The 26,982-nt window shown below is 30.4% G+C and carries 25 protein-coding genes and 1 pseudogene; 12 read left to right on the plus strand and 14 right to left on the minus strand.

The window, feature by feature from the left end:
- Positions 1–24 precede the first annotated feature (24 nt).
- Positions 25–462, minus strand: coding sequence for an acyl-CoA thioesterase (locus EAH69_RS10990; protein ID WP_230466790.1), 438 nt, complete (start codon positions 460–462; stop codon positions 25–27).
- A gap of 23 nt (positions 463–485) precedes the next feature.
- On the minus strand, positions 486–1,523 hold the full coding sequence (locus EAH69_RS10995) for an AI-2E family transporter (protein ID WP_121935257.1): 1,038 nt from the start codon (positions 1,521–1,523) through the stop codon (positions 486–488).
- 122 nt (positions 1,524–1,645) lie between these two features.
- On the opposite strand from EAH69_RS10995, the gene EAH69_RS11000 reads away from it, so the two are divergent.
- From EAH69_RS11000 to EAH69_RS11010, 3 genes are read left to right on the plus strand one after another with little or no spacing between them, the layout of a single operon-like run.
- Complete coding sequence (locus EAH69_RS11000) at positions 1,646–2,665, plus strand: isoaspartyl peptidase/L-asparaginase family protein (protein ID WP_121935258.1); 1,020 nt, start codon at positions 1,646–1,648, stop codon at positions 2,663–2,665.
- A 46-nt stretch (positions 2,666–2,711) separates the two neighbouring features.
- Entirely contained in the window at positions 2,712–3,494 is a 783-nt protein-coding gene (locus EAH69_RS11005) for a hypothetical protein (protein ID WP_121935259.1), read from the plus strand.
- A 4-nt stretch (positions 3,495–3,498) separates the two neighbouring features.
- The gene (locus tag EAH69_RS11010; protein WP_121935260.1) at positions 3,499–4,080 is read left to right on the plus strand and encodes a hypothetical protein; all 582 of its coding nucleotides are present in this window, start codon (positions 3,499–3,501) and stop codon (positions 4,078–4,080) included.
- 303 nt (positions 4,081–4,383) lie between these two features.
- Here the strand turns inward: EAH69_RS11010 and EAH69_RS11015 are convergent, their stop codons facing one another.
- Positions 4,384–5,265, minus strand: coding sequence for a NifU family protein (locus EAH69_RS11015; RefSeq protein ID WP_121935261.1), 882 nt, complete (start codon positions 5,263–5,265; stop codon positions 4,384–4,386).
- A gap of 60 nt (positions 5,266–5,325) precedes the next feature.
- On the opposite strand from EAH69_RS11015, the gene EAH69_RS11020 reads away from it, so the two are divergent.
- Both EAH69_RS11020 and EAH69_RS11025 read left to right on the plus strand, forming a co-directional pair.
- Positions 5,326–5,838 carry a gamma carbonic anhydrase family protein gene (locus EAH69_RS11020; RefSeq protein WP_121935262.1) on the plus strand — a complete coding sequence of 171 codons (513 nt, stop codon included), beginning with the start codon at positions 5,326–5,328 and terminating at the stop codon, positions 5,836–5,838.
- Complete coding sequence (locus tag EAH69_RS11025) at positions 5,838–6,164, plus strand: hypothetical protein (RefSeq protein WP_121935263.1); 327 nt, start codon at positions 5,838–5,840, stop codon at positions 6,162–6,164. Before EAH69_RS11020 ends, EAH69_RS11025 begins: the two co-directional genes overlap by 1 nt.
- A 31-nt stretch (positions 6,165–6,195) precedes the next feature.
- Here EAH69_RS11025 and EAH69_RS11030 read toward each other — a convergent pair whose 3' ends face one another.
- The 4 genes from EAH69_RS11030 to EAH69_RS11045 form a co-directional block, all read right to left on the minus strand.
- Positions 6,196–6,543: an MmcQ/YjbR family DNA-binding protein gene (locus tag EAH69_RS11030; protein ID WP_121935264.1), complete on the minus strand. Its 348-nt coding sequence runs from the start codon at positions 6,541–6,543 to the stop codon at positions 6,196–6,198.
- A gap of 31 nt (positions 6,544–6,574) precedes the next feature.
- Complete coding sequence (locus tag EAH69_RS11035) at positions 6,575–7,006, minus strand: hypothetical protein (protein WP_121935265.1); 432 nt, start codon at positions 7,004–7,006, stop codon at positions 6,575–6,577.
- Positions 7,006–7,593, minus strand: coding sequence for a DUF5715 family protein (locus EAH69_RS11040; RefSeq protein WP_230466791.1), 588 nt, complete (start codon positions 7,591–7,593; stop codon positions 7,006–7,008). The genes EAH69_RS11035 and EAH69_RS11040 overlap by 1 nt, the downstream gene beginning before the upstream one ends.
- Positions 7,594–7,671: 78 nt before the next feature.
- Positions 7,672–8,382, minus strand: coding sequence for a DUF5715 family protein (locus tag EAH69_RS11045; protein ID WP_121935266.1), 711 nt, complete (start codon positions 8,380–8,382; stop codon positions 7,672–7,674).
- Positions 8,383–8,629: 247 nt separating this feature from the next.
- Here EAH69_RS11045 and EAH69_RS11050 point away from each other — a divergent pair, with 247 nt between their 5' ends.
- The 3 genes from EAH69_RS11050 to EAH69_RS11060 are packed head-to-tail and all read left to right on the plus strand — an operon-like array spanning position 8,630 to position 11,295.
- Positions 8,630–9,505 carry a carbon-nitrogen hydrolase gene (locus EAH69_RS11050; RefSeq protein WP_121935267.1) on the plus strand — a complete coding sequence of 292 codons (876 nt, stop codon included), beginning with the start codon at positions 8,630–8,632 and terminating at the stop codon, positions 9,503–9,505.
- A 22-nt stretch (positions 9,506–9,527) separates the two neighbouring features.
- Positions 9,528–10,232, plus strand: a complete 705-nt coding sequence (gene bla, locus EAH69_RS11055; RefSeq protein ID WP_121935284.1) for a BlaB/IND/MUS family subclass B1 metallo-beta-lactamase — start codon at positions 9,528–9,530, stop codon at positions 10,230–10,232.
- A 1-nt stretch (position 10,233) separates the two neighbouring features.
- Entirely contained in the window at positions 10,234–11,295 is a 1,062-nt protein-coding gene (locus EAH69_RS11060; RefSeq protein WP_121935268.1) for an agmatine deiminase family protein, read from the plus strand.
- Positions 11,296–11,380: 85 nt separating this feature from the next.
- Here the strand turns inward: EAH69_RS11060 and EAH69_RS11065 are convergent, their stop codons facing one another.
- Complete coding sequence (locus tag EAH69_RS11065; RefSeq protein WP_121935269.1) at positions 11,381–12,148, minus strand: glycerophosphodiester phosphodiesterase family protein; 768 nt, start codon at positions 12,146–12,148, stop codon at positions 11,381–11,383.
- A 150-nt stretch (positions 12,149–12,298) separates the two neighbouring features.
- Here EAH69_RS11065 and EAH69_RS11070 point away from each other — a divergent pair, with 150 nt between their 5' ends.
- From EAH69_RS11070 to EAH69_RS11080, 3 genes are all read left to right on the plus strand, one after another.
- The gene (locus tag EAH69_RS11070; RefSeq protein WP_121935270.1) at positions 12,299–13,861 is read left to right on the plus strand and encodes a calcineurin-like phosphoesterase C-terminal domain-containing protein; all 1,563 of its coding nucleotides are present in this window, start codon (positions 12,299–12,301) and stop codon (positions 13,859–13,861) included.
- A gap of 225 nt (positions 13,862–14,086) precedes the next feature.
- Positions 14,087–17,296, plus strand: a complete 3,210-nt coding sequence (locus EAH69_RS11075; protein WP_230466792.1) for a SusC/RagA family TonB-linked outer membrane protein — start codon at positions 14,087–14,089, stop codon at positions 17,294–17,296.
- 20 nt (positions 17,297–17,316) lie between these two features.
- Entirely contained in the window at positions 17,317–18,756 is a 1,440-nt protein-coding gene (locus tag EAH69_RS11080) for a SusD/RagB family nutrient-binding outer membrane lipoprotein (RefSeq protein WP_121935272.1), read from the plus strand.
- 37 nt (positions 18,757–18,793) lie between these two features.
- Here the strand turns inward: EAH69_RS11080 and EAH69_RS11085 are convergent, their stop codons facing one another.
- The 3 genes from EAH69_RS11085 to EAH69_RS11095 form a co-directional block, all read right to left on the minus strand.
- The gene (locus EAH69_RS11085) at positions 18,794–19,330 is read right to left on the minus strand and encodes a DUF2314 domain-containing protein (protein WP_121935273.1); all 537 of its coding nucleotides are present in this window, start codon (positions 19,328–19,330) and stop codon (positions 18,794–18,796) included.
- Positions 19,331–19,880: 550 nt separating this feature from the next.
- Positions 19,881–20,441 carry a hypothetical protein gene (locus tag EAH69_RS11090; RefSeq protein ID WP_121935274.1) on the minus strand — a complete coding sequence of 187 codons (561 nt, stop codon included), beginning with the start codon at positions 20,439–20,441 and terminating at the stop codon, positions 19,881–19,883.
- 282 nt (positions 20,442–20,723) lie between these two features.
- The gene (locus tag EAH69_RS11095) at positions 20,724–21,119 is read right to left on the minus strand and encodes a hypothetical protein (RefSeq protein ID WP_147439136.1); all 396 of its coding nucleotides are present in this window, start codon (positions 21,117–21,119) and stop codon (positions 20,724–20,726) included.
- Positions 21,120–22,058: 939 nt separating this feature from the next.
- Here EAH69_RS11095 and EAH69_RS11105 point away from each other — a divergent pair.
- Positions 22,059–24,017, plus strand: a complete 1,959-nt coding sequence (locus EAH69_RS11105; protein WP_121935277.1) for a hypothetical protein — start codon at positions 22,059–22,061, stop codon at positions 24,015–24,017.
- 191 nt (positions 24,018–24,208) lie between these two features.
- Here EAH69_RS11105 and EAH69_RS11110 read toward each other — a convergent pair.
- The 3 genes and pseudogenes from EAH69_RS11110 to EAH69_RS11120 all read right to left on the minus strand — a co-directional run.
- Positions 24,209–25,207, minus strand: a pseudogene (locus EAH69_RS11110) (IS30 family transposase).
- Positions 25,208–25,362: 155 nt separating this feature from the next.
- Positions 25,363–26,202 carry a hypothetical protein gene (locus tag EAH69_RS11115; RefSeq protein ID WP_121935278.1) on the minus strand — a complete coding sequence of 280 codons (840 nt, stop codon included), beginning with the start codon at positions 26,200–26,202 and terminating at the stop codon, positions 25,363–25,365.
- A gap of 71 nt (positions 26,203–26,273) precedes the next feature.
- A partial coding sequence (locus EAH69_RS11120; RefSeq protein WP_230466794.1) for an IS30 family transposase occupies positions 26,274–26,982 on the minus strand: 709 nt, incomplete at its 5' end.

Genomic DNA, 26,982 nt, shown 5'->3' on the forward strand with positions numbered 1-26,982 from the left:
AGTAAAACTGATGACTAAAGATACTTATTTTTCTAAAGCAACTTCGTATGTATGGAAATCATTCTTTAACCATTCTGGTATTTCGATGCTTTTTCCGATGGATAAATCAATTAATACTTGTGTACTCATTCCTTTTGCATGAATTATTGGTTCGCCATCTTTTCCGTCAGAAATTATTAAATATTCAAAATCAAAAGATTTTGATCCGATTTTTGCTACGCGCATTGCTACACGCGGATTTTTAGCCATTAATTTTATTTCTTTGAAATAGTCACATTCTATATGCGCAATTACAAACATGTTCTTTGTCCAATCCCAATTTGGCGACGATGTAACCATATAATGCCCACGTCCAATCTGGAAATATTCAAAATAGTAAATATTGTTTACATGGCCAATTGCATCCATATCATTCCATCTTATATCTAATGGTTGAAAGAATTTAAAGTCTTCAAGATTCATTTTTTTAATAGTTTTTTGTGGTTTTACTCATCTTCTGGATTTGGATCGACAAATTCAGATTTATAAAGTTTGATTAACCATAAAAATACAGAAAATAAAATGGGACCAAAAATAATTCCTATAAATCCAAAGAGATTAATTCCGATTATTACTCCAAAAATTGTGATTAAAGGATGTACATCAGCCATTTTTTTCTGAAGCATAAATCGGATAAGGTTATCAGATAGTCCTACAACTACAATACAATAAATTAGTAGTCCAATTGCATGGGTATTATCGCCTTGAATAAAAAGCATAATTACTAAAGGAATGTATATTAAAGCAGCACCAACTATTGGTAACATTGCAGCAAATATTGTAAGGATAAACCATGTAAAAGGTTCTTCAACTCCAAAAATTAAATAACCTATATATGCAATAATAGCTTGTAAAAAAGCAGTTAAAGGAACGCCTACTGCATTTGAAATTACAAGTTGGCGTAAATCTAAATTCATACTTTTTAGATTTCGTGTCTTTAATGGAACATATTCATAAAAAGACTGTTCCAATTTTTTGTGTTGCATCAACATAAAATACGCCAATAAAAACGCAACACCAAGCTGAATAAACATATCTAAAGAAGCGTTTAGTAAGGTTTGTAAAACTGTCGTAGTGACTTGAGCTAATTTAGAAATATTGTTTTCACTAAAGATATCAATGTTAAATTGTTTGTTTAATAAATCAATTAATTTGGTGATTTGCGCTTCAATTTTATTCGTGTCATTTAATAAAATCATTACTTTATTAGTTAAAGTATGAATCAAAATATACAACGGTAAAATGATACATATTGCACTAGAAATGATTAAAAGTATAACACTTGTCGTCTTGTTAATTTTTTTTTCTTGGGTTAACCAATTTAAGGGATTAAACAAAAGTACATAAAGACAAATTGCACCTAAAATACCTGGTATAAAAGCAAAAGCATTTTTTAGTATTAATCCAAAGACAATTAATATTAATATTAAAAATCCAAGTTGTAGTAAAACGTTATTAGAAATGTATTGTTTGTTATTGTTCATAGTAGTGGTTTTAGAGTTTAATTCAATCAAAATCAATGCTAAAAAATCTTAATATCAATATTTCTTATAAGAATCTAATAATCTTTATAGTTTTAATATCTTTAATAGATTAGAATTTATACATGAAAAAATATATTATAGGCTTATTGATAGTAGGATTTGGAACGATAGTATCTGCTCAGAAAAAAGATAAAATAGTTTTAGTGATTCATGGTGGAGCAGGAACAATTTTAAAAGAGAATATGACGGGCGAAAAAGAAATTGCTTATCAAAAAGTTTTATCAGAATCGCTGATGAAAGGATATGAGGTTTTAAAAAGTAAGGGAAAAAGTGAAGATGCTGTAATTGTAGCGATTCAAGTGATGGAAGAATCTCCTTTGTTTAATGCTGGGAAAGGTGCAGTTTTTACAAATGAAGGTAAAAATGAATTAGATGCGTCTATAATGATTGGTAAAACGAAAGAAGCAGGAGCGGTTGCTGGAGTTTCGACAATTAAAAGTCCAATCCAAGCGGCTTATACTGTTATGAAAAAATCTGGTCATGTGATGATGGTTGGAAAAGGAGCAGAGAAATTTGCTCAAAATCAAGGATTAGAAATTGTAGATCCGAGTTATTTTTATACAGAAGATCGTTGGAATGGATTGCAAAGAGTGTTACAAAAAGAGAAAGAAACTATGCAATTGGATCACGATGCAACATCCTATAATTACGAACCTATTAATTTTGTTGATGAAAAATTCGGAACTGTAGGGGCAGTTGCTTTAGATAAAGAAGGAAATCTATCGGCCGGAACTTCAACAGGAGGAATGACTAACAAAAAATATGGTCGCATTGGTGATTCTCCAATAATTGGAGCTGGAACTTATGCGAACAAATTTGTTGGAGTTTCGTCTACAGGCTGGGGCGAATATTTTATAAAATCAGTTGCTGCTTATGATGTTGCTGCTTTGATGGAATATAAAAATTATTCAGTGAAAAAAGCAGGTGATGAGGTCGTGAAAAAAATAGGAAAGTTAGGTGGTGATGGTGGTATGATTATTTTAGATCATAAAGGAAATGCACATTTTCCGTTCAATACTTCAGGAATGTACAGAGGTTCGATTACAGAATCAGGCGTTATAACAATAGAAATTTATAAATAAACCTTACATTTAGAAATTCATATTAAAACTTAAAACAATTATAACAATGATAAAAAGATTTTTACTAGCTACTTCATTATTTACTTCATCAATTAATATTGCACAAGCACAGCAAACTATTATTGATAATGTAACTTTTGATGATAATACTATTTTAGTGGGAATGGCTGCCGATTATAATTCGGATAAATCTTACGAAAAATATAATTTCTTCATCAATGATGTAAAAAGTATTAATGGTGTAAAGTTAAATTTAGAGCATGGTTATGAGTTAGATAACAAAGTAACAGATGCCAATCATTTTATGATTTATGCGATTAAAAATCGTAAAGTTGTGGATCAGTGGTTAGTAAATCCACGCTTATATAATATTTTTAATAACGGAATTGCATATTCTTTTGATGCAGATAAATTAGAAAATATTGCGAAACAATTTCCTTTTGAGTATGCTATTGAATTAAAAACTTTTAAGACAGAAAAAGAATATTTAAAAGCGAAAAAAGCAATTGAATTAGATCAAAAAGTTTTCTTATTGTACGAACCAGTTTTTGATTACGAAGGAACATTTGAAGTATCAATCAAAAAGGACGAAAAGTTCAAGACTCCTGCTGAAGCAGAAGCTTATTTAAGAGAATTAGTAAAGCCAACAACGAAGAAAAACGTAATAATTACGTATGCTTTAAATGAGAAAAATTTAATGGATCCTTCGCAAATGACTATGATTATTGCTGGTCCAGAAGATGTTTATAAGAAAATTAAAATTGTTGGTCATGAAAAATCTGAATGGAAACCAGAAATTTTTGAAGCAACTTTAGTTCGTAAAAAGTAGTGCTATGAATTTGAATTCTAAATTTACTTCAATTTTACAACAATCAAAAGACAATAAAACAATTATTGCAATCTTTCAAGATCCAGGAAGTTCAGACTTTTGGGCAGGATATGTTGTTGATTTTAATGAAGAATATTTTGTAATGCAACACATTACAAAATTTGGTAAAAAAGATGGACTTCTAATTGAACCGATTTATAAAATTAGACGCATTGACAAAGATGATTATTGTAAATGCTTACAATATGTTTTTGAAAATAGCGCTGATTTAGATAAGGAAGAAGAAGTTATTTTAAATATTCCGAAAGAAGAAAATTGGGTATTTCATACATTAAATGTAATTAAAGGAGAACAAGATTATATCGTTCGGCTTGCGATTGGGAATGATACGCGTTTTGCAGGATTTGTAACGGACGTAACCGAAGACGATTTTGTTTTACGTTGTATTGGTCCGGATGGGCAAGACGATGGTGATTTATTCTTTATGAATGATGATGTTACTTCTTTCCGAATTAATGATTTAGAAGCTCGACGTCGATTGATGATTTATCATTACCGTCAATCTATTGATTTTTATAATGAATAGTCAAAAATTATTATTAATAAGGATAATTATAGCTTTGATAATAAGTTTATCATTATTTTTAATTTTTTCTATAACAGGTGGTTTATTCGCATTTATAATTTTACTATTTGTTATAGCGTCATTAGATATCTTACAATTATTAATCAATCGTAAATTTAGATTATCTGTCGAAATGCTAGTATTTTATATTCTATTATTTAGTGGTTATTACTATTTAATAGATTCAGGATTATTACGATAAATTAATTCAACAAAAAAACCTCAGAATAATCTGAGGTTTTTACTTTTTATACTGATTGATAATTATCCGTTAACAGCTTCTACGTTATCAACTACATCAGGCATCATTTGTTTTAATAAACCTTCGATTCCGTTTTTTAATGTAGCTGTAGAAGAAGGACAACCAGAACAAGCTCCTTGTAATAACATTTTAGCAGTTCTTGTTTCTTCATCAAATCCAATTAATTCAATATTTCCACCGTCGTTTTGTACCGCTGGCTGAACATATTCGTCTAAAATAGATTTAATTTGCTCTTCAACATCTGTAAATTCCTCTCTTGGTTTTACAACCACTTCTTCTGGAGCTTCAGTTTTGAATTCGTAGAATTCTTCAAAAACCATTCCTCCAGCTTGTAAGTAATTTAAGATAAAAGATCGAACGTCCATTGTCCATAAATCCCATTCTTCCGTTTCATCTTTCGTTAAAGAAACGTAGTTCTCCGTTAAGAAAACTTCTTTAATAAATGGATATTCTTTGTAAATGGCAACCGCTAAAGGAACTCCAGCCGCTTTTTCTTTATCCTTAATTTCTATAATTTCTGGAACTAATGGTGCATTAGCAACAAATTTCATAACCGATGGATTTGGCGTCATTTCAGCATAGACCGTGAAAGGTTGCTTTTTTTGCTGGTATAAAACGATACCTTCCTCTAAATGTTCTTCAACAATTTCTAATAAATCATCTTTCACATCATCCCAACTAACCGCATCAATTTTTTCAATCGCTACAAAATTTGCAGTGATAAAAACTTGTTGAATAAACGGTATAGTAAGTAAAACTTGTGCAAGCGGAGATTCGGTAGCAGCTGAATCTTTCGTGAATTCAACTCCACCTTGCGTTAAAGTTTCGTCACAAACGAATTTTAACACGTTTTCATTAGGTGTATTTTCTGTATATACTCTCATAATTGATACAAATTTATTGATTTAGTTCTATATTTTTGTTGATGTATAATAATATTTTTTATGGCAATAATAAAAGAATTAAATGGTAAACATCCGCAAATGGGTGAAAACTGTTTTGTAGCAGATAATGCAGTGATTGTTGGTGATGTACAAATGGGTGATGATTGCTCGATTTGGTTTTCGGCAGTGCTTCGTGGTGATGTTCATTACATTAAAATGGGAAATAAGGTAAATATCCAAGATAATGCAACGATACATGCAACCTATCAAAAATCGCCGACAACGATAGGGAATAATGTTTCAATTGGACACAATGCAATTGTACATGGTTGCACAATTCATGATAATGTTTTAATTGGTATGGGAGCAATTGTTATGGATGATTGTGTGGTTGAATCTAATTCGTTAGTTGCTGCAGGTGCAGTGGTAACAAAAGGAACTCATATCAAAGAAGGTGAATTATGGGCTGGAGTTCCGGCTGTAAAAGTAAAAGATGTTCCGCAAAGTTTAAAAGAAGGAGAAATTGAACGAATTGCGAATAATTATTTAATGTATAGTAGTTGGTATAAATAATGGAATTCTCGTTCGAAATTTTACATCCTATTTATGATGTTTTAAATGATGAGGTTGATGTTGTTGTAAACATTAAAACGAACCAGACTAAATACCATGTGACTTTTGTAACTTACCAAAGAGCACAAGAAATTTTTAAAGAACACCCTTACTCGTTGTTTTCTACAACGATTTTTGTTGAACGATTGACAGAAGAGGAAATACAAAAAGCTTTAAAAGATGTGATTGAAAAATCTTCAGCTTCAACTTTTTTTTATCCAAAAAATGAACAAGCTAGAATTAATTTATTTAAGAAATTAGAACAAGAAAAGGAAGTAGAATTATAGAAAAGCAGAACTTATGTTCTGCTTTTCTATTTTATATTAAATCTGGTCTTTTTGATTTAGGTAAAGTTAGAATAACAAGATTATAAGAATCTTTGATCCATTCTTTAATACTACTATCTTTAACATCTTGGTTTATCATAACCGTATTCCAATGTTTTTTGTTCATGTGATAACCTGAAAGTACTGCTTGATATTTTTCTCTTAATTCAATTGCTTTTTCAGGATCACATTTAATATTGACAGAATCAAATTGATTGATATCAGCTAAACAAAACATTTTTCCTGCGATATAAAAAACTAAAGTTTCTTGATCAAAAGGAAATTTTTCTTCAACTAAAGGCAAACTCAAACAAAAATCTCTTAATTCTTCGATATTCATAGCTTGTGATTTGGATTTAAGGTAAGAAAAATTAATGATTTGTAAAATTAACTATTTTCGGAAATGTATCATTGATTCTAAGATTATCCATCTTTTCATCATAATTATTATCACCATATTCTAAACCAACTTTAATAAATGAATTTAAATTGATTTGATCTTTTTTTGATAATTTAGAAATGACTTTTATATATTCATCTTCCCCAATTCTGAAAATAATTTGAGTTAGTATATAGCCTAAATTATAACATCCTGTACCTTCTCCGCAATTATATTCAAGTAGTTTTTTAAAACCATTAAACTCCTTGTTAAGGCATTGATTGATAATCTTATTTAAATTTTTATTTTCTTGAAAAGATTGATTTGAAAGTAAAGTATCAGAAATGATTATTCCATTAATATTATTCTTCAAACAAGAAATTAAACTAAACATAATAAATAAAGCTATCAATATTCTCTTCATTATCTAACAACGATATGATAACAACTACTTAAACGTTCTTTAACAAAGTAAATACGTCCCGAATTCTGAAATCCAGTTAAAATCTTTTTCAATTCCTGGTCTAATTTTTTATTAGGCCCAAGTTTATGATTAAAACGCACATAAGAAATATCAAAAGAAGCACCATAATTGTGTGCACTATCATTTGATGATGCATTTCCATTTACACCTCTTAAACGATTCTGATCATGTAAAGTTCTTGTTAAAGACGTTACAACAAAGAAATTCTGACCGGTTTCTTTTACAAATTCACGTGCAATATCACGTAAAACTTGCTGTCCTTTTGGTACCAAATAACTATGACTATGTGTTAAATCGGCAACACGCCAACCATAACCACGTTGTTTTACAGGAACCAATTTTCCTCGACTAATTAATTTATTTAAATGCTTTTTGTCTTTTACTAAATCTAAATTATGAGATTTAGCTGCATTTAAATGTTTTTTATAGTCTTCGCTCGGAGGTATTACTTTTCTGTTTTGTGCATTAGAAAACTGAATACCTGAGATAAATAATATTAATAGAAAAAAGGAAAATTTGCTATACATTCTGCAAAAATAATAGGAAATATAAGACTAATGTAACCTTATTAATGAAAAAATCCTACATTAATGTAGGATTTGAATTTATTTTTTTGAAATATCTGTCATTTTAGGATTAAAGTTTCTGACTGTGATATGAAAACATGGTTGTCTTCGCTCTTTAATAAAATAGATTTTACCATCGGCAGCAAAATCTTCTAAAATAGATTGTAATAGTTTTTCGTTTGCGTAATTACGTCCATTTTTATCTCCATATTTTGAATAAGAAATGTCAAATGAAGCACCGTAATTATGTGAGCTATCACCTTTTGCTGCATTACTATTTACTCGTCTTAATTTATTTTGATTTTCTAATGTTCTTGTTAATGAAGAAATGCTTAATTCCACTCCAGTTTCTTTGTAAAATATTGAAGAAATTTCTTTTAGAATTAAATAAGAAGTTTCGTTTAAATATGCCTTAGAGTGTGTTAATTTCTGAATTTTATAACCTTCACCTTCTTCAGGAACAGTTACTAAATGATTCGCTAATACAAGAGAATCCATCTGTTCGTCATTTAAAATTAACGGAATATCAAAGGATTCAGCTTCGTGTAGATGGTCATTGTAAGTAATTTTCTTAGCAACTGTTATATCAACTTCTTCTAAAGGAATCGACTCAGATTCTGTGGTAGTTGTCGTATTTGTGTAATTAGAAATATAATGATATAAATTGTTGTTAGATACAAAAGTAGCGTCAGTTTGAGCCATCATAAATGAACTACTCAATAATGAGATAGTTAGTAATAAATTTTTCATTTTTTGTTTTATATTTTTCAAACCAAGAGCAAAATTATCACTTTTCGAATGAAAAAGTTATAATAAAAATTTAATATTATCTTAAAGTTGAAGGACAAAAAGGTATTAATTGATAAATATTATAGAATTGATGATAAATGTATTTGTTTTTTGTGAGTTTCTTAATTAAGATTTTCTTATAATTATTCTAAAAGAATATCACTATTTTTGTTGTTTACATTTATATAACTATTTATCAATTTTCGAAATGGCAAAAGTTAAAGTTGGAATGGTACAAATGACTTGTACTAAAGACAAACAAGAAAATTTAAATAAAGCGATCGAGCAGGTTAGAGTAGCAGCAGCGAAAGGAGCTCAAATCGTATGTTTACAAGAATTATTTACATCATTATATTTCTGCGATGTTGAAGATTATGATAACTTCGATTTAGCAGAAGCAATCCCAGGTCCATCAACAGATGCTTTATCAGTAGTAGCAAAAGAATTAGGCGTTGTAATTATTGCGTCATTATTCGAAAAGCGTGCACAAGGGCTTTACCACAACACAACTGCAATTTTAGATGCAGATGGTGAATATTTAGGTAAATATCGTAAAATGCACATTCCAGATGATCCAGCTTTCTACGAAAAATTCTACTTTACACCTGGTGATTTAGGATACAAAGTATTCGATACTAAATTTGGTAAAATTGGAGTTTTAATTTGTTGGGATCAATGGTATCCAGAAGCTTCTCGTATTACAGCTTTAATGGGTGCAGAAATTTTATTTTACCCAACTGCAATTGGATGGGATACTACACAAGACGAAGAAACAAACCAAGATCAATACAATGCTTGGCAAACAATTCAACGTTCACACGCAGTAGCAAATGGAGTTCCTGTAATTTCTGTTAACCGTTGTGGTTTCGAGCAAGATGGAGCTATGAAATTCTGGGGTGGTTCTTTTGCAGCAAATGCACAAGGAAAATTATTATACTTAGCTTCTCACGACAACGAAGAAACAGAAGTTGTAGAATTAGACTTAAACGAGTCTGACTATTTCCGTAAACACTGGCCATTCTTAAGAGATCGTCGTATCGAGACTTATTCTCCGATTACGAAGCGTTTTATTGATGAAGATTAATTTCGACATAAAATATTTAAAAATGTATTGGATAGGAATTATTTTCTTATTCAGTACATTTTTATCTGCACAACGTGCAACTTTAATTATCGAACAAATCAATCCAAAAGTATTTGTTCATACAACTTTTAATACATTCAATGGGAAGCAATATGCTGCGAATGGAATGTATTTAGTTACAAAAAAAGGAATTGTTCTTTTTGATACGCCTTGGGATAAATCGCAATATCAACCGCTTTTAGATTCAATTCAGCAAAAACATCATTTACCTGTTATTGCAGTTTTTGCATCACATTCGCACGAAGATCGCGCAGGTGGTTTTGAGTATTATAATCAAATCGGAATTCCAACATACGCAACGAAAGAAACGAATGAGATTTTAAAAGCCAATGATCAAGCGATAGCAAAGAATGAAATTGAATTAGGAAAAAAGTATAAGATTGGAGGCGAAAAGTTTATCATTGAATATTTTGGAAAAGGTCATACAGCAGATAATACGGTCGTTTGGCTGCCAAAATATAAAATTTTGAATGGTGGCTGTTTAGTGAAAAGCACAGAAGCAACTGATTTAGGATTTATTGGTGAAGCTGATGTAAAAGCTTGGCCAAATACAATTCAGAAATTAATGCATCAACATCCTATTATCAAATTAGTGATTGCTGGACACGACAATTGGAAAAATCAAGGGCATTTAGAACATACTTTACAACTTTTAAAAAAGAATTAAATTGAACACAATAGATACAACAAAATTTCCTAAAGATTTAGGATATCGTTTCCCAGCTGAATGGGAAGAGCATGAAGCGACTTGGTTATCTTGGCCTCATAAAGAGGAATCTTGGCCAGATCGTATTCACTTAATTTTCCCAATGTATGCTCAATTTATTGCAGAATTATCAAAGGGTGAAAAAGTACGCATCAATGTAAAAGATGAGGAAATGAAAGCTTTCGCTTTATCACACATCGAAAAAACGGATGCTGATTTATCGCAAGTTGAATTTTACTTTTTCGAAACAAATGATGCATGGTGTCGTGATCATGGACCAGCTTTTTTAGTGAATAAAGTAAATGCTGAAAATCCTAAAGTAATTGTAGATTGGGGATTCAATGCGTGGGGAGGAAAATATCCACCATTCGAAAATGATGATGTAATTCCAACTAAAATTGGAGAATATTTTAATATTCCAGTTTTTCATCCAGGAATTATTATGGAAGGAGGTTCAGTAGAATTTAATGGAAAAAATACATTGATGACTTCTAAATCTTGTTTATTAAACGAGAACCGTAATCCTGAATATACGCAAGAACAAATTGAAGAATATTTAAGAAATTACTACGGAGTTTCTCAAATTCTTTGGGTTGAAGACGGAATTGTTGGTGATGATACGGATGGTCATATCGATGATACTATTCGTTTCGTAAATGAAGACACAGTTTTGACTGTTGTTGAAGAAGACGAAAACGATGATAACTACGAGTTATTACAAGTAAATCTTCGCCAATTACAAGAAATGAAATTAGAAGATGGTCGTCCATTAAATATTATCGAATTACCAATGCCTGATGGCGTTTATTGTGAAGGTGAACGTTTACCAGCTTCATATGCGAATTTCTACATAGCGAACAAATCAGTAATTGTACCAACTTATCGTTGTGCAAAAGATGAGGTTGCTCTAGAAATTATCCAAAAGTGTTTCCCAGATCGTAAAGTGGTAGGAATTGATTCTACAGATATTATTTGGGGATTAGGATCTTTCCACTGTTTAAGTCAACAAGAACCAAAAATATAAATACAAATACAAAAAAACCACTTCTTAAGAAGTGGTTTTTTTGTATTCTAAAAATGTTTTATTTGATAATGAGGTTAATTTTATATTACATCTTATTAAGTTTAGATTTTAGAACTAATGGTTCATCTGTTGAGATATATTGTATCTTTTGATTAATCATTTCTTCCATTATTTCTTCTTGATTAACTGTCCAAGTATTGGTAATTAATCCTAAATCATTGGCTTCTTTAATCCAAGTCGGGTTTTTCTGAAAAATTTTATAATTATAATCAATGCCATCCCAACCTTTTTCTTTGACTTCTTTTGGCGATAGATCTCCATTTAAGTAAGAAACTAAAGCTTCTGGATTTTGCTTTTTAACTTCGTTACAAATGTTTTGACTAAAGGAAATATATTCCACTTGTTGTTCTAGTTTCAATTCATTTACAAGTTTCATAATTTCAGAAACTGCTTTATTTTCTCGGTTTAAATCTTGATGAGATTTAACTTCTAAAATTAATTTTAAATGCGGATATTTTTTTCCTTCAATCAAATATTCTTTTAATGTAGGAAGCGTTTCACCATTTTTTAAAATTGTATTTTTTATAGCTGAATAATTCGCGGTTTCGATTAAGATTCCATTCACATCATGATCATGATAAACAACCAAAACATCATCTTTTGTGATATGAATATCTAATTCACTTCCAAAAAAATTTTCTTTCGCAGCTTTTTGTAAAGCCATTATCGAGTTTTGAGCATTGTTTTCGGTTTTCCAAAAACCTCTGTGTGCTATAATTTGTGTGGTTTGTCCGTTCACTGTTGTAAAAGTTGATGCTAATAGAACGAATCCGACAATTATTTGTTTTATCATGTTGTGTTAAATTCTGATGCAAATGTAAAGGAGTAAATCATTCAAAAAAATCTATAAATGATAAACAACAATTATTTAAAATAGAGTTAATATTTACTTAATACAAGTCCAAATTCTTATTTCCAAATTTGCTTCAATTAAAAACAACACATGAAAAAGAGTTTATTTACATTATCAATTTTATTCGCAGGTTTATTTGTCAATGCACAAGAAATTGCAAAAGGAATTGTTTATGAAGACACCAATAAAAATGGAATTTTAGATAGAAAAGAAAAAGGTTTGCCAAATGTTTTGGTAAGTAATGGAGTTGATATCGCAAAAACAAATGCAAAAGGTGAATACGAAATTACGGTAACCGATGAAACGATATTATTTGTGATAAAACCTTCAAATTATCAATTATCAGTTTTAAAAAATCAGTTGCCACAGTCTTATTATATACACAAGCCAAACGGATCTCCGGAATTAAAATATGGAGGAAGTAAACCAACTGGAAAATTACCGAAATCAGTCAATTTTGGTTTAATTCCAACCGTTGAAGGAAAGGAATTTTCAGCTTTAGTTTTCGGAGATCCTCAAGCTTACAATTTAGAAGAAGTTGATTATTTCTCACGTGGAATTGTAGATGAATTAAAAGGTGTAAAGAACATGGTTTTTGGAATTTCTTTAGGAGATTTAGTTGGTGATGATTTGGTTTTACATCAACCCTATATTAAGGCTGTAAATGAAATTGGGATTCCATGGTATAATGTGATGGGAAATCATGATATGGATTATGACGCCAAAGAAGATAAATATAGCGATGACACATTTGAGCAAAATTTTGGGCCTGCCAATTATTCGTTTAATGTTGGTGATGCACATTTTATTGTATTAGACGATATCTTATATCCTGATCCTCGTGATGGGAAAAGTTATTGGGGTGGATTTAGAGAAGATCAATTACAGTTTATTGAAAACGATTTGAAACATGTTTCAAAAGATAAATTAATTGTTTTAGCTTTTCATATTCCTTTGCGTCATACAAACGAAGATGCTTTTAAAAATGATCACCGTCAACGCTTATTTGATTTATTAAAAGATTATCCAAATACAGTTTCAATGTCTGCGCATACGCATATTCAGCAACAATTGTATTATGGTAAAAAAGAAGGTTGGAAACAAGAAAAACCTCATCACGAATTTAATGTAGGAACAACTTCTGGTGATTGGTATTCTGGACAAAAAGACGAAAAAGGAGTTCCAGTTTCAACCATGCGTGATGGAACACCAAAAGGATATGCTATTCTTAATATAAAAGGAAATCAATACAATTTTGATTATAAAGTTGCCAACAAAGCAAAAGACTTTCAGATGAATGTTTACAACACGAAAAAAGTGATTGAAGGTTCTAAAAGTAAAGCAATGTTAATGGTTAACTTTTTTATGGGACAAAAAGGAGATAAGGTAGAGTATCAAGTAGAAGGTGGTGAATGGAAGAAAATGAACTACACACCTGGAGTTGATTATAATTATCTAAAATCTGTGATGGATTTTGATGTAGATGCAGTTAAATTTGATGGAAGAAGACCTTCAGATGCTGTAGAATCTTCTCATATTTGGTCAGTAAGATTACCATCAAAAGTTGCAGGAAAATATAAAGTAAACATTCGTGTAACCGATAAATACGGTAAAATTCACACGAGTAGTACAGGATACGAGGTGATTAAATAATGACTTAAAAAAACCGTTGTTTGTTTTAAAGCCTAGAGAAATCTAGGCTTTTTTTATTTAATAATCATGTAAAATTTAGGTTATTAAATTTTAGCAAAGAAGACTTATTTAACAATTTGTTAAGAATCACTTAAAATTCAGTTAATCGTTATTGATTTTAGCCAAAATAGATTTGTATCAAATTAACAACACACTTAGATAGGTATAAATTAAGTACTCTACAAAATGAAAAAAAGACACATTCCGATCGTTTTAGCATGTAGTATATTCTCGATGCAAATCGCTCAAGCGGAAACTAATTCAAGAGCTATTTCAACTGAATTTTCGATTGATGAACAAGGACCAATTAAAGGTCGAATTACAGACGCAGACGGTTTTGGCGTTGCAGATGCAGAAGTTAGAATTATAGGAACTGATTATGTTACTTATACAAATGTAGATGGTTTTTTTGATTTTGGAGTTCATGTTCCAAATGCAAAAATTTCGATTGTTTCCTTAGAGCATAATGATTTAGAAATCGGTGTTCCAGCAAACGGAATTACTAATGTTTCACTAATAAAACCAGAAACTAATCAATTGTCTGAAGTTGTTGTTACAGCTTTAGGAATAAAACGTGAAGAACGAAAATTAGGATTCTCTCAACAAACTATTGGTTCGGATGAATTGGCTACAGCTGAAGCTACAAACTGGTCTTCAGGTTTAAAAGGTAAAGTTGCAGGATTACAAATTACGTCAGCTTCATCAGGTCCAATCAATTCGCAAGGAATTAAATTAAGAGGAAATAATTCATTAGATCAATCGAAGAATTTTGCTTTAATTGTAATAGATGGAGTTCCTATGAGTACAGAAATGACTTCTTCTGGAAATGATTCCGCTTACATGGGAGACGATTCACCTATCGATTTCGGTAATGCTTTATCAGAAATCAATCAAAACGATATCGAAAGTGTTACAGTTTTAAAAGGTCCGGCTGCCGCTGCATTATATGGTTCTCGTGCAGCAAATGGTGCTTTAATTATCACAACTAAAGCAGGTAATAAAAAGAATAAATTAGGAATAGAATTAAAATCAACTTATTCGGTTGAGGTAGTGAATAATTGGCCAGATTATCAATATGAATATGGTCAAGGAACAGGTAAACAATTTGATGCAAACGGAAATCCATATTATTCTTACGGACGATCAACAGATGGACCAAGTACTTCTGGAACTTCTTCAGCATTTGGTCCAAAATTCAACGGGCAAATGTTTTATCAATACGATCCATCTTTAGGTGGAGTAGGATTAGAGCGTACGCCTTGGGTGCCTTATAAAGATACACATAAAGGATATTGGAATACAGGTTTTAATAGTCACAACTCGGTTACATTATCAGGTGGTGGAGATCAGGGTAGTTTCAGAGCGTCATTAGGACATTTGAAAAATACTTGGATTATGCCAAATACGGGGTACGAAAATTATACTGCCTCATTAAATGGTAATTATAAACTATCAGATCGTATCACTGTTTCATCAGTAGTAAATTATACTCGAAAAACGTCAGATAATCTACCAAGTACAGGTTACAACAACGGTTCGATTGCGTATTTTATGATTATGCATTCTCCTAATGTTGATTTAAATTGGTACAAACCGCGTTGGAAACAAGGATTTGAAGGCGTAGATATGATTCGTCCTTTCAGTTCATACATCGATAATCCTTACGTAATTGCTTACGAAGCGGTAAATCCTATGCGCAGTACGCAAATTGTAGGAAATATGAAGGCTGATATTAAATTGGCAAAGAATTTTAATTTAATGGTTCGTGGAGCTGTAAATTCTTTCAATCAATTCCGTGAACAAAAACGTCCTTTTGATTTGAATCGCTCGCCTCAAGGAAGCTACAGAAGACAGGATATAACGAAAATGGAATCAAATATTGATTTCTTATTTAATTATTCGACAAAAATTGGGGATGATTTTACAATTGATGCAAACTTTGGAGGGAATCGTTTAAACTACGAATACACAAATGTTAGCGCAATTGCAGATCAGTTAAGCACACCTGGAATTTATAAATTAACGAATTCTTTAAATCCTGTTCGTACCGTAACTTCTGATGCGTATAAAAAAGTAAACTCATTATATGGAATGGTGTCTTTGGGTTGGAAAAATCAAATTTTTGTGGATATTACAGGTCGTAACGATTGGTCTTCTACTTTACCAGAACATAACAATTCATTCTTTTATCCTTCTGTAACAACAAGTTTTATTTTATCTGATATTTTTAATATTAAAGGTCCATTCGATTACATTAAATACCGTGCTGCTTTTGCACAAGTGGGTAATGATACAGAGCCTTACAGAACAAGTAAATATTACGATACGTCAGAATTTAGTTCATCAAACGAAGTGGCAAACACCTTATATAATATAGATTTAAAACCAGAGATTGTTACTTCTTGGGAAACTGGTATCGAATTACAAATGTTTAAAAAGCGTTTTGGATTAGATTTTACAGTTTATCAACAAAATACAGATAATCAAATTTTAAGAGTTCCGACTGATCCAACTTCAGGATATTCTTATCGATTCATTAATGGTGGTGAAATTAGAAATCGAGGTATTGAAATTGCCGCAAATGTAACGCCTATAAAATCGAAAGATTTCCGTTGGGATGTAAATATGAATTGGTCTACGAACGAAAATACAGTAATGTCATTATCTGAAGGAGTAGAAGGGAACCAACAAACCATCGCAACTGCAGGAACTGTTTCTATGATTGCAATTCCAGGTCAATCTTCAACAGCTTTATATGGGTATAAATTCGTAAGAAACGAACATGGACAAATCATTTACGATCCAAATACAGGTTTACCAGTTCGTCCTACAGAAATTGAATATGTTGGTGATGCAACGCCAGATTGGAGAGCGGGAATTACAAATAGTTTTAAATATAAAAATCTACGTTTCAGTTTTACTTTTGATGGTCAATTCGGAGGAATTGTTTACTCGCAATCGTACCACAAATTAATGGAACAAGGTAAATTAAAAGACTCTTTACCTGGACGAGAAGATGGATTTATCGTAGGTGATGGAGTGATTTTAAATTCAGATGGTTCATATTCTCTAAATACAAAACAAGTAGATTTAGCAACGTATTATGGTGATTACTATCGCCGCGCGAATGTAGAATCTAACTCTTTTGATGCGTCTTATATCAAATTAAGAGAAGTTAGTTTTACGTATGATTTCCCAAAGAAATTAATTGACAAAACAGGTTTATCTAACTTATCATTAACTGCTTTTGGACGTGATTTATTTATCATTAGTGATTTCCCAATTTACGATCCTGAAACTGCTGCATTAAACGGAAATACATACGTTCCAGGTGTTGAAATGGGGCAAATGCCATCAACTGCTACATACGGAATTACTTTAAAAGCTTCTTTCTAATTCTACTTGATTTTATACAAATGAAAAAATATACATTCTCAATTTTAGCTGCTTTAGCAATTACATTTTCTGCAACTTCTTGTACGGAAGATTTTGAAGAAACAAACGTCAATCCAAACCTTATTTCAGAGATTACTGCTGGATCGGTTTTAAATCCTGTTATCTATAATTTAGTAAGTAATAACACGTCTAAAAATTACGATATCACAGCGCAATTAATGCAGGTTCATATTCCGTTTCCAAGTAATGCATTGGGCATTCATCGTTACGATATTACACAAGGAACAGGAAATTCAACTTGGTCAACGACTTACAATAATCTGATTAATATCGAAGAAATGTTGAAGGTAAGTCGCGAAAAAGGTGATGTAAATTATGAAGCTATCGCTTTAACATTACGTGCTTGGATGATGTCAAATTTAACGGATATGTTTGGTGATGTACCATTTAGTGAAGCTGGACAAGGAGAATTAGGGAATTTTACGCCAAAATTTGATTCTCAACAAGAAATTTATACTGCATTATTATCTGATTTAGAAAATGCAAATGCATTATATCAAAATAGTTTGGGTATGAAATATGGAGCTGATATTTTGTTTAATGGAGATGTTACGAAGTGGAAAAAATTTACCAATTCATTGCATTTAAGATTATTATTGCGCGTATCGAATAAAGCTGAAATGAATTCGTTCCAAAAAATGTCAGCTATATTAAATGATCCATCTACATATCCAGTTTTTACGTCAAATTTAGATGCTGCTGTTTTACAAGTTACAGGTATTGCACCTAATGTTTCTCCTTGGCAACGTGAACAAGATTATCGTGATAATAGAGCATTTGCTTCGTTTTTTATCAATAATTTGAATGAGATAAATGATCCACGTTTAGCTAAGTTTACTACTCATGCTACAGATAATAACGGAATTTCAATTGGATACAAAGGTGTCGATGCAGCTTATGAAGGAAATAGTTCTCAATTCGATTTTACACCGTCTCGTCCAAATACTGATTTTGTTATGGAGCCAATGAAATTAATTTTAATGACTTTTGCTGAGGTTGAATTTATAAAAGCTGAATTAGCTCAAAAAGGATTTTATTCTAATGCTGAAACGCATTATACAAATGGAGTAAAAGCTGCAATTTCTTTGTGGACGGATCTTGATCCAACAGAAGAATATTTAGCGCAAGAAAAAGTAGCCTTTAATGGTTCTTTGGAACAAATTATGACGCAAAAATATTATGCTTTATTCTTTACAGATTTTCAACAATGGTACGAATACAGAAGAACTGGTTTTCCTGTTTTACCAACTACAAGTACAATGTTGAATAATAAAAAAGTTCCGAATCGATTATTATATCCAACTTCGGCTCAAAATTTAAATAAAGAAAATTATAATCAAGCCGTTCAAAATATGGGTGGCGACCAAATTGATATAAAAGTTTGGTGGGAAAATAATTAATTATTAGATGAAAAAGAGACCATTTAGGTCTCTTTTTTTATGATATAGAATCTTGAAAATTCAGATTACTTTCTTTATCAAATACAATTCTTTCTTGTGGAGTCATACGATCTCTAATTAATTTTAAAGTGTAACCACCACCAATTAATTGATCGCCATCTATTATCATCCAATCACTAATTAAATTCAATGGAATTTCAATAATATCATTCAATTTTACATCATCTGTATATTCCGGTTCATTATCTACACGCCCAAAATATTTTCCATTTTCTTTAATTACATCTACAATCCAAAGATGTTCTTTACCACCAGGATACAGAATACCAATTTTAACTGCAAAATATTTGTCTTCAGGATTTTCAATTTGTTCTTTAAAATCGTCAAAAGTTAAACGAGCATCTTTTATCGCTTTATTCATTTCTTCATCATCATACTGAATCAAAGAAATTCCTTTTTGATCTAATTTCTTTTCTAATTCTTTTGTGTCTTCTGCTTGATTACAACTTAAAATCGTTGCAAACAGAGTTAAGACAATAAAAGTTTTAGTTAATCGAAAATAGTTTGTTTTCATGGAGAGTAATTATCAAAATTTGATGTCCTAAATTTAATGTGATTTTTTGTAATAATTGATTAAATATTAAAATAATGAAAGTTAAAATTATTAATGTTTAAATTAATTAATGATTTAAAAATGCCCATAATAAATAGTTTTTATGAAGAAAAGGAAAAAAATAGGATTTTTAAGCTGACTTTCTTTGATTTTTAAATTTTCAATTAATTATTGAGAATTTTCGTTTTTCGTTAATTTTCCAAAGTCCCGCAAGTACTATTACATTTTTTAATTATCCAAATTGAGCAATATTAGCATTGATAATTAAATTATAATTTATTCTACTAACAGTATCCGTTGAAATAATTATTACATAATGGTTTTGATATTATATTAATAGATAGAGAAATGTGTGACTTAAATTTGCCAAAAATTTTCTGTAAAATAGAATTCGAATACTTTTTAAATTGTAAATGAGAAATTCGATGAGAAGAGAAACCGTTAATGCCAGAAAAAATCCAACTAAAATGATAAAAATTCTTTTGTTTAATCCTTTAAGAGCAGTACATATTTAATCTTGATTTTGAATTGTAAAATGAGTTTCATTTACGCTATTTTGAAAATTTATATTAGAATTTTCGTTTAGTGTTATTAATTTCAGCTCTCCAGAATAATGAATATAGAATACAAAATTTTCATCTTCATCTATAAAATTGAAGTCATAAAAACCACCATCAGATTCAGTAATAATGATGAAATTTTGCAAGAATTTATAAAGTTCATTAATTTCAATTTTTACACCACCATTAAATTTTTTTTCAATTTTATGAGATTTGAAGTATTCAACAGCATTAATTAATTTTTTAAAATCTGTTCTTGATGAAGTAAACTTCGATATCCAAGGTTTATTCGTTTCACCAAAGAAAATTAAATGATTTATGTTTAATTTTTTAATTAATGAAACTATTTCCTTAGAAATATTTGTATTAGATTCATCTGCTAATTTTAACCAATATGAAGAGAATATTTTGGGATAATATAGAATATCATCGTCAATTGTTTTATCATATTCACAAAGAGGAAGACTTCGATATTTAATTAAACAAATATCTCTAGAAATTTTTTCTACCATCGTTTTAAGTATTGTATACAATGTTTTGAAGCTTATTGACTCAGTAAGCAAAAGCCAACTAAAATTGAATAAATTTAAGAAAAAATTCAATAAAATGTCAGCTAACGAGCCGCAGCTTGGCGAAGTGCTGGCTTGAATTGAGCGAAGCCAAAGCTGTGAGCCTTTTGGTAAATTTAATAAAAAAACAAAAGCAAACAGCTTTTGGCGGCTAAAATGGCGAGAAGTTCAATTTTGCACTTAACCCCGCATTTTGCCAATACGATGTTAGCTGCAGTGCGATTTTTATTCAATTTTATAAGTTATTTTCCAGTTTTTGCTTGAAGATTTTTTTAGAACTTCTTCAATTGATAAATCTTTATTATCATAGGAAATTGATTTAATTTTATTTATAAAATATGTGTTACCTGTTCTAGCAATTCTAGCTGTTGAATTTTTAGGTATATAAATTTGAAGTGTCGAATCGTTTAATTGTTTTTGTTCAATATTTATCAATTCTGTTGATTTATCAAATTCTTTTTGATTTAAAATTCCATTTTGATATACAATTTTAAAATCTCCAAACTTATCCAATTCTTTTATTTCATAATTATATACAATTTTAATTTCAACATCTTTTTCAGAAATATTTTGAATAAAAAATGGTGTAGAAACAGAGCATGAGTTTAAAATGAAACTCATTAATAAAAATGTGAAATTCTGTATTTTATTTTTTAACATAAATTATAATTCATTTTTTTATCAATAATTCTTGCGGAGTGTTAATATCGAATTGCAGCTAACGAGCCGGGTATTTTGCGAAGAACGGGAGGAAATTGAACGAAGTTCAATTCGTCACGAACTGAGCAAATTGCTCTTTTGTTTTGATAAATTTAAGAAATAAATTGAAACAAGAGCAATTTTGCGATAGAAAAACACAGGCTGAAAGTTTACTTTCAGACTATGTTTTCTATTGTTATGTTTTTTGAATCCATTTTACACTTGCAATAGACTCTTTCTATGTTTTTGCTAAAGCTCCATCAAATTTTAATACTATAAATTTTCAAGATTTTGTAGAAAATTCCAAGCTTTTTCATTACTAATGATTGAAAGTGATTCAAGTTTTCAATTATTATTTCTAAATCTGAATTATAAGCTTTTCCAGGTTTTAGAGAATAAAGAAATTCAAAAACATTAAATTCAGAAATTTTAGTTCCTTGCACTTGCATTTCTTTTCAACAAAACCACAAATACTTCAAGATTTTCCATTTGCAACTTGAAACCGCCACATACAGTTCGTGAAATAATGGGTTAATATTTTGCAAAGATGCTAGGAAATTTTCAAAATAATAGCCAGAATTTTTTACGTTAAATAATGGTGGATTTTATAGTTAATCGCATGAATTGGTTTTACTTTTCTAGAAAATAGATAGTACCTATTCTTAGAATGAGTTTACTTCCCTTTAATCTAAAATTAACAATCCTATAGATTCTATTCATTTTATAGTGATCTTTTTGTTTATAAAGTAGTATTGTAATTTATAATGAATATTGATAATAATGATTTATTGTATAATTTTATATATTTGTAATTGTTTTATTTTGAATAAATTATATTTGCAAACTAATCAAACTAATATTATGATAAAACACACATTATTATTAACGTTATTAGCAATTAACGTTAATGCACAAGTAGGGATAAATACTCAAAATCCAAGTGTTACTTTAGATGTAAAAGCATCACCTACTAATATTTCTATAATTGATGGTATACTTGCTCCAAAATTAACAGGGGAGCAATTACGTGCTAAAAATGATGTTTACGGAAGTGATCAACATGCTGCAATTGTTTTTGTAACAGAGAAAGATCCAAATCCTCAGACAAAAACGATTAATGTTCTTTCTCCAGGATTTTATTATTACAACAGTAGTAAAGAAGTATGGGAAGGTTTTTCTACAAAAATCCCAACTCCAAAGTTCGAAAAGGTAGTTTACACTAATGTTGCAGATCCTAATACTCCTAATGCACCATTTTCTATTTCCCCTTATTATAGTGTTAATTTATTAACCGAAGTTTGTACATCTCCAGCAGCATTTTGGTTGCCAGATCCTTTATTGGCAGCTAATAAGAACTATGTGTATATTGGACAATCAGAATGTGATACAAATGGTGATAATAAAGAGTTTAGTGCTTGGTTATATGATGGTGTTAAGTATATACCTTATGATTCGGACAATGATAATACAGCTTGGTATTTAACTCCTGTTCGTAGCGATGCAATGGGTGATAAAGAAGCAAGTATTTGGAGACCTGGCTTTCTGGGAATAGGAGGGAAAGGAAATGATTCTAATACCCTTACTCTATATAACTATACAAACGATAGGGTTCCGACAGGTTCATATTCTGCGACATTATTAAGATCTAATATGATTCATACTAAATCTGGAATTCTTAATTTGTATGGAACTTATAATACAATATCAAATAACGCTAATAACACTTCCTTTAATGAATTTATTGGCTATCATTCAGAACTTAATAACAATGTAGATATTCCTGTAAATACATTTAGAAATTTAAGTCTTAAAACAAAAAATTTAAAAGGTGTTGTTGCTGATTACCAAGGTATTTATAATCTTCTTGAGAATACCTCAACTTCAACCACTGGTACGGCTAGATTTTTAATCGGTATGACCACAGAAGTGAATAATTTTGGTAAGGTTAATTATGGAGTTCAGAAAGGTATGGTGGTAGTTAATACAACTTCTGATGAGACAGATACTGGCCATCCAACAGAATCAATGATTGGTTTAGAAGTAATAAACGAGATGAAGAGTAGAAAGTCAGGAAGCGTTGGTATGTATCGAGGTGTAAAAAGTTTTTTCACGAATTCTGGTTCGGTAAGTAGTACTAGTGCAGTAGGTTTAGATTCTCAAATGAGTTTTACAGGTAGTGGAGTAACTGGAGCAATTAATGGTATTTTTAATACAATAACCAATAAATCAACAGGAACTACTGATATGAATCAGTTTAATGGAGTTAATACACATATGTCGCACGAGTCTACAACGAGCGGATTGCGTTATTTTAGAGGGAATAATACGGAAATGAAAATTTCTGGAAAAGTTGCAGCGTCTCCAACGATTATAGGAAGTAGAAATGTAATAGATATTACAACAGGTTCTGGACATCAAGGAGGTGATGTAAAAGGTTATTCTGTAGAAATAAATAATAGTGGTACTGCTAGAATATCTCATGTTGCAGGATTTGAAGTTGTAAATAGAAAAACTGTTGGAGGCGAAGTTGCTGATAATTATGGTGTTTTAGTAGATTCGCAAGTTGCTGCGCCTTCAGTTGTAATAAATAATTACGGAGTTAGAGTTAAGAATGTAGAAGGAGGTAGTAATAATTACTCAATTCATACAGGAACAGGTAAGGTTCATTTTGGAGATGATGTCGCATCTGCAGGAACTGTAAAAGTAGGAACTAGTATAGCATCTGACGTGGCTCCTTCAGCAGGTATGATTCGTTTTAAAAATGGTATTTTTGAAGGTTACGATGGTACAAGATGGAGACAATTGCAATTTGCTAATTAAAAAATAAGAAAAAAAACGAGACTGCTTGATAAAGACAGTCTCGTTTTTTTTGATACTATTGTCGTATAACATTTTTACAGCTCATTTTTTAGGAGGTCAATATTTCCAGATTTTCTAATTATTGCCTACTAAACATAAGGCGGTTTCAAGTTGCTAATGCAACGATAGTATAAAAATAGTAAAAATTTTGATTATTTGATTTGTTGAATAATCATTCGATTAAAAACTTGTGCTGGTGAATATCCATCAAGTACTTTTCGAGGTCTTTCATTGAGTTCACGTTGAACTTTTTTAAGTTCTTTTTCTGAGTAAATCGAAAGGTCAGTACCTTTAGGAAAATAATCTCTTAAAAGCCCATTTGTATTTTCATTTGTAGGTCTTTCCCACGGTGAATATGGATGTGTAAAATAGACTTGTACTTTGGTGTTTTTGGTGAATAATTTATGCTGAGCTATTTCAGTACCGTTATCGTATGTCAACGACTTTTTCATCAGATTTGGTAGCTTCTTAAATTCCTTTTCAAAAGCCTTTCGAACGGTCTCTGCATTTTTATCTTTTAGATGTACTAAAATAACCGCCCGAGTAGATCTTTCCACTAAGGTTCCAATGGCCGATTTATGGTCTTTACCAATGATTAAATCTCCTTCCCAATGCCCAGAAATCTCTCTACCTATCACTTCTTGAGGTCTTTCATCAATAGAAATACGATCTTTAATTTTAATATCTTTCGATTCTTTAGAGCGAGCTGGTCCTCTGGTTTTTCTCTTTTGTCTTAGACTCTTAATCAACTCTTCTTTTAAGGAAGATTTACTGTGAAGGTAAATGTAAAAATAGATGGTTTCGTGACTTACTTGCATACGCTTTTCATTAGGGAATGACCGCTTTAAAGTTAACGAGATTTGCTCCGGAGACCATCTTTTTCGTAGTTTTTTATGGATGAAATGAAGCAGTGGTTTATGGTTAATAATTTTACTTCTCCCATAGTTTTTATTCATCGAAATTTCAAAGGTAATTTGATGTGAAATAAAAGCATCTTAACACCTTTTTTTAAACTTTTTCACTTCTCTGGATATTGTACTTTTGTTTCTATTTAATAAAATAGCAATGGATGAAATGGAAAGTTTTTGATCTAAATATTTCTCAATTTTAAATCGTTCTTGAAGGGTTAATCTTGTATAATTTTGGCTCATAACAACACTAAATTAATAATTTATAGTGTTGCATTAGTTTTCTGAACCCGCGTTACAGTTACACGTAAAAAAGTATTGGCGAATAAAAAAGTAGAGTAGTTCAATTTACCCTTAAACCCTGCATTTTGCCAATACAATGTTATGTGCAGTAATAATTATTCTTTTTTATGTGTAAATTTGTAAACCTTATCTAATATTTCTGTTGTTTTAGTATTATTTATTTCGCCATATTTTTTATCGGTAGTTTGCGTAAATCCGAACCAATCTGTAAAGCGATAAAAACTTCGAATTTCGAAACAGTTTGAAAATTGTTGTTCTGGTTTGCTATGAAGAGAATCATTAAATAATGGTAGAAATTTTTCAAAAATTTGAAGATATTTATCAGCGTAAAATTGAGTTGGCTTTTCTGTTTTTCCAAATTTTAATAGACAATAAATTGTATACAAATTTCCATATTGAGCAATGGGTTCGTCTGGATAACCATCATTAATTGCCCAATTAAAGTCAAAAGAAAATGTGGTTAAAATTAATCTAAACAAAGATTGTCTGTCTACAAGTTGTTTTTCACCAATTTTAGTTAAAGATAATTTTCCTTCTCGTTTTTTTGTCAATTTAGCAATTTCACATACAAATTTAGCATTTTGTATTGCGATTGAATCTTGTTCTCTTGAAAGTTTTGAAATTCCACTTTCAATCATATGGTCCGTTATGTATTTATATGAGTATAATTCTACTATTATTTTTTTAGGAAGTGCACCAAGAGGAGTCAATTTTATGAATTTTTCTCGTTGAAGAATTTTTAAAAATTCTTCACAGATTTTGAAAAATGGAATTTTATCAAGAATTTTAGAATCAATTTCATTTTGTAGTTGAATTGGACATTCTACGCGAAAGGGTAGATGAATTAATTCGTGAAGTTCATAAGGAGATAATCCCGAAAATCTGTCATCAGGTTTATTATTGTATTCGTAAATTTTTTGGTCTATTTCATTCATTAACGCAATTTTGTAAAAGGCGGTTTCAAGTTGCTAATGCAACGATAGTATAAAAATAGTAAAAATTTTGATTATTTGATTTGTTTAATAATCATTCGATTAAAAACTTGTGATGGTGAATATCCATCAAGTACTTTTCGAGGTCTTTCATTGAGTTCACGTTGAACTTTTTTAAGTTCTTTTTCTGAGTAAATCGAAAGGTCAGTTCCTTTTGGAAAATAATCCCTTAAAAGTCCATTTGTATTTTCATTTGTAGGTCTTTCCCAAGGCGAATAGGGATGTGTAAAATAGACTTGTACTTTGGTGTTTTTGGTGAATAATTTATGCTGAGCCATTTCAGTACCGTTATCGTATGTCAACGACTTTTTCATCAGATTTGGTAGCTTCTTAAATTCCTTTTCAAAAGCCTTTCGAACGGTCTCTGCATTTTTGTCTTTTAGATGTACTAAAATTACCGCACGAGTAGATCTTTCAACCAACGTTCCAATAGCCGATTTATGATCTTTTCCGATAATTAAATCACCTTCCCAATGTCCAGGAATCTCTCTGCCTATAACTTCTTGAGGTCTTTCATCGATAGAAATACGATCTTTGATTTTAATGTCTTTTGATACTTTCGAACGAGCAGGTCCTCTAGTTTTTTTTTTTTGCCTTAGTGAGCCAATGAGCTCTTTTTTTAGGTGACTTTTACTGTGCAAATAGATATAAAAATAAATTGTTTCGTGGCTTACATTCATTGCTTTATTATGTGGAAAATTATGTTTTAAAAATATGGAAATT

Source organism: Faecalibacter macacae, assembly GCF_003687725.1.
In the GTDB taxonomy this organism is placed as follows: domain Bacteria; phylum Bacteroidota; class Bacteroidia; order Flavobacteriales; family Weeksellaceae; genus Empedobacter; species Empedobacter macacae.

What these genes read in the sequence shown, in the direction of transcription:
- EAH69_RS10995 (WP_121935257.1), bottom strand. Translation starts at nt 1,523, where the DNA reads ATGAACAATAACAAACAATACATTTCTAATAACGTTTTACTACAACTT.
- EAH69_RS11075 (WP_230466792.1), top strand. Translation starts at nt 14,087, where the DNA reads ATGAAAAAAAGACACATTCCGATCGTTTTAGCATGTAGTATATTCTCG.
- EAH69_RS11070 (WP_121935270.1), top strand. Translation starts at nt 12,299, where the DNA reads ATGAAAAAGAGTTTATTTACATTATCAATTTTATTCGCAGGTTTATTT.
- EAH69_RS11020 (WP_121935262.1), top strand. Translation starts at nt 5,326, where the DNA reads ATGGCAATAATAAAAGAATTAAATGGTAAACATCCGCAAATGGGTGAA.
- bla (WP_121935284.1), top strand. Translation starts at nt 9,528, where the DNA reads ATGTATTGGATAGGAATTATTTTCTTATTCAGTACATTTTTATCTGCA.
- EAH69_RS11040 (WP_230466791.1), bottom strand. Translation starts at nt 7,593, where the DNA reads ATGTATAGCAAATTTTCCTTTTTTCTATTAATATTATTTATCTCAGGT.
- EAH69_RS11115 (WP_121935278.1), bottom strand. Translation starts at nt 26,202, where the DNA reads ATGAATGAAATAGACCAAAAAATTTACGAATACAATAATAAACCTGAT.
- EAH69_RS11105 (WP_121935277.1), top strand. Translation starts at nt 22,059, where the DNA reads ATGATAAAACACACATTATTATTAACGTTATTAGCAATTAACGTTAAT.
- EAH69_RS11045 (WP_121935266.1), bottom strand. Translation starts at nt 8,382, where the DNA reads ATGAAAAATTTATTACTAACTATCTCATTATTGAGTAGTTCATTTATG.
- EAH69_RS11050 (WP_121935267.1), top strand. Translation starts at nt 8,630, where the DNA reads ATGGCAAAAGTTAAAGTTGGAATGGTACAAATGACTTGTACTAAAGAC.
- EAH69_RS11085 (WP_121935273.1), bottom strand. Translation starts at nt 19,330, where the DNA reads ATGAAAACAAACTATTTTCGATTAACTAAAACTTTTATTGTCTTAACT.
- EAH69_RS11080 (WP_121935272.1), top strand. Translation starts at nt 17,317, where the DNA reads ATGAAAAAATATACATTCTCAATTTTAGCTGCTTTAGCAATTACATTT.
- EAH69_RS11025 (WP_121935263.1), top strand. Translation starts at nt 5,838, where the DNA reads ATGGAATTCTCGTTCGAAATTTTACATCCTATTTATGATGTTTTAAAT.
- EAH69_RS11090 (WP_121935274.1), bottom strand. Translation starts at nt 20,441, where the DNA reads ATGGTAGAAAAAATTTCTAGAGATATTTGTTTAATTAAATATCGAAGT.
- EAH69_RS10990 (WP_230466790.1), bottom strand. Translation starts at nt 462, where the DNA reads ATGAATCTTGAAGACTTTAAATTCTTTCAACCATTAGATATAAGATGG.
- EAH69_RS11010 (WP_121935260.1), top strand. Translation starts at nt 3,499, where the DNA reads ATGAATTTGAATTCTAAATTTACTTCAATTTTACAACAATCAAAAGAC.
- EAH69_RS11000 (WP_121935258.1), top strand. Translation starts at nt 1,646, where the DNA reads ATGAAAAAATATATTATAGGCTTATTGATAGTAGGATTTGGAACGATA.
- EAH69_RS11030 (WP_121935264.1), bottom strand. Translation starts at nt 6,543, where the DNA reads ATGAATATCGAAGAATTAAGAGATTTTTGTTTGAGTTTGCCTTTAGTT.
- EAH69_RS11065 (WP_121935269.1), bottom strand. Translation starts at nt 12,148, where the DNA reads ATGATAAAACAAATAATTGTCGGATTCGTTCTATTAGCATCAACTTTT.
- EAH69_RS11005 (WP_121935259.1), top strand. Translation starts at nt 2,712, where the DNA reads ATGATAAAAAGATTTTTACTAGCTACTTCATTATTTACTTCATCAATT.
- EAH69_RS11095 (WP_147439136.1), bottom strand. Translation starts at nt 21,119, where the DNA reads ATGAGTTTCATTTTAAACTCATGCTCTGTTTCTACACCATTTTTTATT.
- EAH69_RS11015 (WP_121935261.1), bottom strand. Translation starts at nt 5,265, where the DNA reads ATGAGAGTATATACAGAAAATACACCTAATGAAAACGTGTTAAAATTC.
- EAH69_RS11035 (WP_121935265.1), bottom strand. Translation starts at nt 7,006, where the DNA reads ATGAAGAGAATATTGATAGCTTTATTTATTATGTTTAGTTTAATTTCT.